The 8639-nt window shown below is 50.6% G+C and carries 7 protein-coding genes and 1 pseudogene; 7 read left to right on the top strand and 1 reads right to left on the bottom strand.

What is annotated here, in order from left to right; all coding sequences use genetic code 11:
* Positions 1-294: 294 nt before the first annotated feature.
* The gene (locus VAE55_RS16095) at positions 295-453 is read right to left on the bottom strand and encodes a hypothetical protein (protein WP_322816748.1); all 159 of its coding nucleotides are present in this window, start codon (positions 451-453) and stop codon (positions 295-297) included.
* Here VAE55_RS16095 and VAE55_RS16090 point away from each other — a divergent pair.
* The 7 genes and pseudogenes from VAE55_RS16090 to VAE55_RS16060 all read left to right on the top strand — a co-directional run.
* Positions 397-510: a hypothetical protein gene (locus VAE55_RS16090; RefSeq protein WP_322816747.1), complete on the top strand. Its 114-nt coding sequence runs from the start codon at positions 397-399 to the stop codon at positions 508-510. The two genes, VAE55_RS16095 and VAE55_RS16090, sit on opposite strands and share 57 nt — an antisense overlap.
* 46 nt (positions 511-556) lie before the next feature.
* Complete coding sequence (locus tag VAE55_RS16085; RefSeq protein ID WP_322816746.1) at positions 557-2077, top strand: oligosaccharide flippase family protein; 1521 nt, start codon at positions 557-559, stop codon at positions 2075-2077.
* 143 nt (positions 2078-2220) lie between these two features.
* Entirely contained in the window at positions 2221-3120 is a 900-nt protein-coding gene (locus tag VAE55_RS16080) for a DNA adenine methylase (RefSeq protein ID WP_322816745.1), read from the top strand.
* Positions 3104-4123 (top strand): DNA methyltransferase, encoded by a 1020-nt coding sequence (locus VAE55_RS16075; protein ID WP_322816744.1) that lies wholly within the window; start codon positions 3104-3106, stop codon positions 4121-4123. Before VAE55_RS16080 ends, VAE55_RS16075 begins: the two co-directional genes overlap by 17 nt.
* A 378-nt stretch (positions 4124-4501) precedes the next feature.
* A complete protein-coding gene (locus tag VAE55_RS16070; protein ID WP_322816743.1) occupies positions 4502-5599 on the top strand; it encodes a glycosyltransferase in 1098 nt (365 codons plus the stop codon).
* Positions 5600-6826: 1227 nt separating this feature from the next.
* Positions 6827-7684 carry a glycosyltransferase family 2 protein gene (locus tag VAE55_RS16065; protein ID WP_322816742.1) on the top strand — a complete coding sequence of 286 codons (858 nt, stop codon included), beginning with the start codon at positions 6827-6829 and terminating at the stop codon, positions 7682-7684.
* Positions 7685-8108: 424 nt separating this feature from the next.
* A pseudogene (locus tag VAE55_RS16060) lies at positions 8109-8639 on the top strand (hypothetical protein); the annotation flags it as partial.

Raw genomic sequence — 8639 nt, 5'->3', positions numbered from 1 at the left:
GCGCAAGCGCAGCCTGCAGCGGCGGGAGCCGATCAGCAACGGAGTGGTCTCCACCATCCATCGGTGCCTGCGTCTCGATATATCCAATCGTTGCAACAGAGCAATTGGGTGTACATATAAGTGGTATACTTGAGTAAACAAAACCGGTGTAAAGATTATCCTCGATTCTGCCTGTACAGAACCGCTGCGACATTGAACAACCGCGTGTTGCCGTGCACGCATTGTGCCATGAGGTCTGCAATGACTACCTCTCACCTGCCGCTTGACACTGTGTGCGCTACAATCGCATTTCTATCAGCCCGCCTGATCACTGACGCGCAACGCTTGCTCGTCAGCCTGTAGTCGATCAAAGGCGAACCTGCCGTGGGTCTGATGGCCCTCTTTTACCAGCACCTGATGCAAGCGCAGTCGTCGGCAATAGCTCTGCGCCAGACCCAACGCGATCTGTTCCACGACCCGGCGCCGGCCCACCCAGCGATCTGGTCAGCGTTTGCGGTGATGAGGCGGTAGATGCGTAGTGCAAAATATCATTCGTTTTATGTCAATATAACTACCTATGCCAACCCTCCACTCACCTCACCCACCTCCGAACTCACCGCCTCCCCTGCTGGCTACACGAGCAGTGCGGGGGAGTCTATGGGTTGTGGCCAGTTCCTACTGGACGATTGGATTTGGGTTTCTGGCCAATATGCTGCTGATGCGCCTGCTCAGCCCTGATGTGTACGGCGAGTTTGCGCTGGCGATGTTCTTTTTTTCACTCTTCCAGGTACGCAGCAAGATTGCGCTCAACTACGCTTTCGCTCAGAAGCGGGCTATCACCGGCGAGACGGTAGGAACGCTGTTTGTGCTGGATATGCTGGCTGGGTGGGGTGGGGTGCTGTTGGCATTCAGTGTGGCACCACTGTTACACTGGTTGGGCTATCCGGTAGCAGTGATCGAGATCATGCTGGTGTTGATGATCCTGTCTGGTATCGAAAGCCTGTTGGGAGTGTTTCAGATCGTTTTGGAGAGCGATCTGCGTTTTAAGCCGATAAGCATCATCAACGGAATTGCCATGCCGCTATCATATATCCCGGCGTTTGTGTGCGCTTTTACCGATCTGAAGCGGTATAGCATCCTGGCCCAGGCCACGTCATTTACGCTGTTGTCGTTGATTGGCATTGGGCTGTACGCGCTGTATACACAGCGCCATCTGTTACGGCTACGCTGGCGTTATCAGCCGACACTGGCGGTAGCCTACCTCCGTTTTGGGATGACATCCGGTTTGGGACAGGCGATTGCCGGCCTGACCACGCAAGTAGACAATATGATCCTGGGCACTATCGCTGGAACAGTTCAGCTGGGTCATTATGATCGTGCCTATCGGGTCGCTCAATGGCCGGCCCTGCTACTGAGTGCAGTGCTTGGACGGGCAGCCATCTTCACGTACAGTCAGTTGCGCGATGATGTGATCCGGTTGCAACGGGCAGCAACACGGGTGTTGTGGGGATCACTGCATCTGGCAGTGCCGATAGCACTGGCAGTAATGTTGAGCGCCGATGAACTGGTGCCGCTGCTGTTCGGCGCTCAATGGCAGCCGGCAATACCGCTCTTGCGCATCCTGATCTTGCTGGCAGTCATCCGCCCAGTTTGGGACAATCTCAGTGCCTGGTTTATCGGCAGCGGTGAACCGCAGCGGGTCGTGACATTGTCGGCGATTCAATTGTCGTTACTCGTGCTGATTGGAACACCGCTGACACTGATAGCTGGTGGTTTCGGGATGGCAATTGGCGCTGTCATTGCTGCCGGGTTCAGTTTGTTGATCGCATACTGGCAGGTGCGGCGGCAGCTTGTTGTTGACCTACGCCAGGTGTTAGAAACCCCACTGTTGGCAGCGCTGGGGACACTCCTGGTCTTCTGGTTGCTGGATCGTCTGGTCGGTAGTGTGCAACCGCTCTGGCTAGCCGTCGGCTGGAAGGCAGGTGTAGCGTTTGGTGGGTTTTTCTGTTGGGCATATGTGCTACAACCAGCATTGTTTCGGAGCCAGATCGGTGAGGTGTGGCGAGCGATCAGGGGCAGGGGTGAGAGAGACTCCTGAGAACCTGTTTAAGATACTGTGGGCTGAGCAGAAAGCAAAACAAACGTTTGATATAATACCGTCTGGTAGGAAATCAAACTGACAATACATGTTCAGCAAAAATACCCTTCCGAATTGATTCTTTTATAGATACGGAGACACAAGTGAAGTATCAGCGGACACCATCGCCAATCCTGCAGCGGAGAACGAGAAGACTCATTGCATTCGGCTGGTACGGAGGGAAATATTCACACCTCGACTGGCTTCTCCCGTTACTTCCTCCGTGTCACCATTATTGTGAACCCTTCGGAGGATCGGCTGCTGTATTGCTGAACCGAGATCCAGCCCCTGTTGAAACGTACAATGATATTGACGGCGAAGTCACCAATTTTTTTCGCGTGTTACGCGATGAACCGGATCAATTAACACGAGCGATTGCACTCACTCCTTTCTCGCGGGAAGAGTTTGCTCTGGCCTGCGAAATAGACCCCTCACTTGAACCAATTGAACGTGCGAGACGATTTTATGTTCGCGCTCGTCAGGTACGAACAGGGCTGGCTCAATCTGCTTCACTTGGCCGATGGGCAAATTGCAAACAAACTAGTCGGTCAGGAATGGCGGGTGCAATCTCGCGCTGGTTTGGCGCAATCGAAGATCTCCCTGACATTGCCATACGCCTGTTACGTGTACAGATTGAGAATCGACCTGCGCTTGAGGTCATCCGGCTGTACGACTCACCTGACACGCTTTTCTACTGTGATCCCCCTTACGTCCATGAGACAAGAGGTGACAATAATGCATATGCCTATGAGATGAGCAATGAAGAACATCAACAACTTGCTGATGTGCTTAATTCAGTGCAGGGTTTCGTTGCTATCTCTGGCTACGATTGTGATTTAATGAATGAACTTTATTTGCCTCCCAAATGGATAAAGCATGTAGGACCAACAAGAACCATACACTCGACCAAAGACCAACGAACTGAAATTCTGTGGACGAATTACGATCCAATTCTCTATCAATCTCATACATTGTTTGGAGTAGAACTTGGAAAATCCTCATGAAATCCTAAAACGTATCCTGGAATACGTATCTGTTGATCTCTCCAGATCATCAATAACTGACCAAGAGATACGCACACGTATAGAATCTGTGTGTCGTCAGATCAGCAATCGGGCATGCACCCGCATGCTTATGGCTTGTTTACTTGCCAAAATTCATCGTCCAGAAATAGATTCTCGAAAACCTTATACTGAAATTGGTGGAGAAGACTCTTTTTCTGGACAAACCTATGATGAAAGGTATATTACACCCTTTATTAACACCTATCAACTACCGCTCAATCCTACCACTGCATTCCTCACACCAGCTTTTCGCAATTTAGACAAGCCGCTTACCACCGACTTAGAGCTAGTAGGCCGACCACGACGCACGTACAAAGACAATCTACAACTGCTCGACGATGTTTACAGAGGACGAGTAAGTGCTGAAGATATGTTAGCCGAGATCATCCGAATATCAGTGGTGATTCGTGAAGAGAACCGGGATCGTATAAGAACGTTACTCGCCGGTCTTGCATCTACTGAAGACCCCCTGCCATTATCGAGTGAAGATATTGTCAGTTTAATTGAACAACACCTGAAATGCAAAAATTCCAGTAGATTACCAGTCCTGATTATTGCAGCAGCCTATCTTTCAGTCAGCGAGAAGATCGGAGAGTACATACAACCGTTACAAAAACATAACGCTGCTGATGAACAAACCGGTTCGTTTGGAGACGTTGAAGTATGCCTTGCAAATGACGACCGGGTAGTCACAGTCTACGAGATGAAAATGAAGCAAGTTACTATTGATGACATTGATCGCGCATGCGAGAAGGTAGCACGCGCAAGAGATAAGATCCACAATTATATTTTTATCACTACTGATGTTATCACCGACGATGTCAAATCCTATGCAGTCAAATGTTATGAAGAAACTAATGGCACAGAAATTACAATACTGGACTGTATAGGGTTTTACGTCACTTCTTACACCTTTTTCATAGATCGCGGATACAATTCTTGAACCACTATCAACAATTGTTGCTGAATAAACCTGACAGTGCTGTAAATCAACCTTTGAAAGAAGCATTTTTGGCTCTCCGGCGAGCAGCAGAGATTGATAAGGGTTAATCTTATACAGATTTTTATCTTGAATTAGCCCTGTTGGAGTTGAGTGTTCTCCTTTTAATCAAAAATTACCTCTTCCACCATTGAAAAGTTATACCAAACGGCAAACCACGTTTGGCATCGGGTATACGAAGGAAACAACATCGTGGTTGGCGGTTGTATCAGCGGAACCTGCTGCTCATATCGTTGAGGAAAAAATTTCCAGGCTGTCTTGACCAATCTTTTCCCGACACCTATGAAAATCCTCTTTATCGCACGCTATCAATACCCTTCCATGCAACGTAAGGTAGAGTATCTGGCACAGGCACCAGATGTTGAGCTGTATCACATTGTGCCGGCGTACCGGTCCCAATCCACCGATCTACATCCAATCGATACGCAGCGTCGGTATCGACAACTCACCATCCCAATGGTGGGAAGTGTTACCGATCCGCACCGCGCACTGTACCGCACCGTAACATTTCATCTCCACCGCTTTCGTCCCGATATCATTCACGCCGAAGAAGAGCCAGACAGCCTGAGTGCGTTGCAGATCGCCTGGGTACGCCGCATATGGGCACCCCAGTCCCGGCTTCTACTCCACACCTGGCAGAATCAAGACCGTCGCAAGTCAATGGCAGTGCGCTGGGTGATCCGGCAAACGCTGAGTGCAGCTGATATGATCTTCTGTGCCAATAGCGAAGCAATCACGCTCTTGCGGCGATTTGGTTTTGATGGACCAGCACCACTGCTGCCGGCAATGGGTGTTGATACAACACTCTTTCGTCCGTGCGCTGAATATCATGGCTCGTCCGAGCAGCCTGCCGTGAAGTCTTCGTACACTATCGGCTACATTGGACGACTGGTTTGGGAGAAGGGAATTGATCTCTTGTTACAGGCGGTTGCCGCTTTGACCAGCGCGATGCCTGACAGGCAGATACAGGTATGGGTGACGGGGGCTGGGCCTCTACAAGCTGAATTACAGTCGCTGGCACGACAACTTGGCATAGAAGAGTGGGTGGTTTGGAAAGGCGCCCAACCTCCGCACGAAGTCGCCAAAATTTTATGTCACCTTGACGTACTTGTCTTACCTAGCCGCACCACGAACGTCTGGAAGGAGCAGCTCGGTCGCGTCTTGCTGGAAGCAATGGCGTGCGGTGTCCCGGTTATCGGCTCGAATTCGGGTGCCATTCCTGAGGTCATCGGAGATGCAGGATTGATCGTGCCCGAAGGCGATGTGCAGGCATTAACGCAAACACTGAAACATCTGCTCTCTGCGCCTGATCTGCGACAAGCGCTGGCGCAGCGTGGCCGCATACGCGTTGAAACACATTACACGCAACGTCATATCGCGGAACAAACGCTTTCTATCTATCGGGAGATCGTGGCTTGAGCAGAGGAACGTTTGGAAGCTGTTTTTGTCAATATGAGATTACTATCAGGTCGAACTACAAGGCTCTATTTCGGTGATAGATGATGGTGGCTGCGATTGAGATGGCTGTAAGTGCAATCATCTTAACGCTTGCTCACGGAGATAGTATAAGACACGCCCCCTCCCCGGCCCGCCCCGCTGGGGACGGGAGGACGCCCCCTCCCCGGCCCGCCCCCGCTGGGGACGGGAGGACGCCCCCTCCCCGGCCCGCCTCCGCTGGGGACGGGAGGACGCCCCCTCCCCGGCCCGCCCCCGCTGGGGGACGGTGTGAACGGTTCAGTATAGATGATGAGCCGGAGGCTCGCACTCCCAGGGGATACCAGTGCGCACACAGCGGTGCAGCGCTCAGATGTAGCGTCAAGGCGCCGTTGAATAGTGTGTTATGACTTCTATGACACTGGTATCAGAGACATATCGCTATCACAGGTTCTGGACCGTCACTTCTTCACGCAGGGAGTTGCTCACAGACCATGTGCTATACTATACACGAGTGATCTGGTTGGTTCTGCACACCCATTATGCCATTCATGATGGGTATTGAACGTTATATAACCGAAACACATGAATCACTAGGTACAAAAGGGGTATCATTCAGCGGAGTATTGACTTCAATGTATGTTGTGTAACTCCTGCGAGTCAACTTGTATTCTCCCAGTCGTCATACAAGCAACCGAATGGAGAACAACGCTATGACCTCAAAACCAACCAATACATTGCAGAAAAATCCGGTCGAAATGCTGCAAGAGCAGCTAACCCTTCTTGCTCACGTTAAACAGACCTAACAAGAGTAATTACAGGTGCTTCGTTCACTGAGCGAGCAACTTGCACGTCTCCAGGTCGAGGTGAATCAATTTGCACAATTGGCACATCGAGTCGAGGTTGAAAACTTTGATATGCCGTTCAAATCGATGGTTTCATTCTCATTCAAGATAGTGTTCGCATTATTTAGTGTTAACATTATCTTTGGTGTTATCGGTTTGTGCGCTTTCCTCGCGTTTATGAATTTCGCAAGCTCGTACTTCAGGTTATGAACGGAATTATCAAACGTTCGTATTTTCTACATTGCAACATGTGGTATTCGGTACGTCAATCGCTGAGCAAGATACAATCTCAGCCGATATCGTCGCTTTCAATAGCCACATAAATAAGCAGCACTGAACATATCATTCCCGTATACACCATTCTGATATGCACCAAAATACCTCTCTCCCACCACCCGCCTCGGTTATTGTACTGACGCACAATACCTGTGAGCTGACCATCACTTGTTTGAAACAGTTTTACCAACAGGCACTAGAGCATGGATGGCAGGTGATTGTGATTGATAACGGTTCAACCGATGGTACGTATCAACGACTAACCGACCTGTTCCCGTCGGTAGACGTGATCAGGAGCGAGCAGAATCGCGGTTTCGCAGCCGGTAATAATCTCGGTCTGCGCCGGGCAGCGGGTCAGGCGGTGATCCTGCTCAACAGTGATATACTAGCCTCTTTTACGACGCTGAGTCGTCTACCAGAGTTTCTCACCCAATATCCGCAGGTGGGTATCGTTTCACCACAATTGCGAACGGCAAGTGGCTTACCACAAGCCTTTGCCTACGGTTGTGATCCCACACTGCCCTATCTGTTGAAGCGTGGTCTGTCCAGGCTGATCTGGCGTAAGCCGTTGCACGATTGGAGGGTCGCCGCACCTATCGAAGTTGACTGGGTTTCCGGGGCATGTATGTGTGTGCAGCGTGCTGCCATCGAGCAGGTTGGGCTGCTTGATGAAGGCTTTTTTCTGTACTTTGAAGATAATGACTGGTGTCTACGTATGCGAAACGCCGGCTGGAAAGTGATGTACGTTCCCACTTACGCTGTAACGCATCTAGGTGGGCAGAGCTGGCCAACACCCCGGCTGGCCGGTCAGCACTATCGGCAAAGCCTGCGGTATTTCTATCAGAAGCATTACGGGCCGCTCGCGACTGGGGTACTGGGGTTGGGGTTGATGGGGTATCAGTTGTTGCTGAAACTTATGGCGTTCAGGTTGAGGAAAGAAGAAGATTGAATAATATTATATCAACTTTCAATAAGAGGTAAGCAAAAACCGTATCGGGCGATCAGGCTCTAACCCAAAATCCTGGCGTGAACCATTGATATAAAATCTTGAGTGATACTGAGCATTATTCAGGTTGTCAGATCCGTGCCGGAGCGCTGTCAGGCGTGTCACCGGCGAGCCACTGGGGTTTGTGGCAGACGCACCGACCGGTCTAGTGCATTTGCGCTCAAGTGCTGCGTCGGATGAGCGGTGGCGAGTACTTCATGTGTGCGCTGTGTCCAGCATTACGCTGCAACTTGATCTGATCACCATTGTCAGGACGATGAAGGACAATGGCACAGCAACTGGATGTCCTGCTACAAAACAGAGTACATTCTAGGGTCAAGGATGCAGTCACATGGATCGCACCCTGAATTGTTGGAAATGATAATCCATGCCCCATCTTAACCCAACCATACATCTAGCCGTTTTGCTGATTCTGACGTGTTTGGTGCGTTTGCTGGCAAGTATTTTCGCAAACGATATTATCGATGTACGTAATTATCAACAGGTCGCCGAAATTATTGATCGCTTTGGCGTATCTGGTCTGTACCGCCACACACCGGCCATCTATCCCTACCCACCATTGTGGGCAGGGTTTGAGGTAGCTGCGCACCGGCTTACCCAAAACAATATCCTGTCCTTTTCGCTGGCGATCCGACTGCCAATCATTGCCGCCGACGCAGGCATTGTGGCGGTGATCTGGCAATGGGTGTATCGCCGCAGTGGGTCATCATGGCAAGCTTTGCAGGCAGCAATGATCTACGCACTGAATCCGGTGTCGATCATTGTTTCGTGCTGGCACGGTCAGTTCGATGCTTTGCCACTGTTCTGGGCAGCGCTGGCAATGATGTGCACCGCCTGGCAGTGGCAGGCCATTGCACTTAGCGTTGGAATCGCCCTGAAATCGTTTCCCGTGTTGCTG

Source organism: Chloroflexus sp., assembly GCF_034432675.1.
GTDB lineage: Bacteria > Chloroflexota > Chloroflexia > Chloroflexales > Chloroflexaceae > Chloroflexus.
Note: the sequence above shows the minus strand (reverse complement) of the source record. Positions and strands in the feature narration are given on the sequence as shown.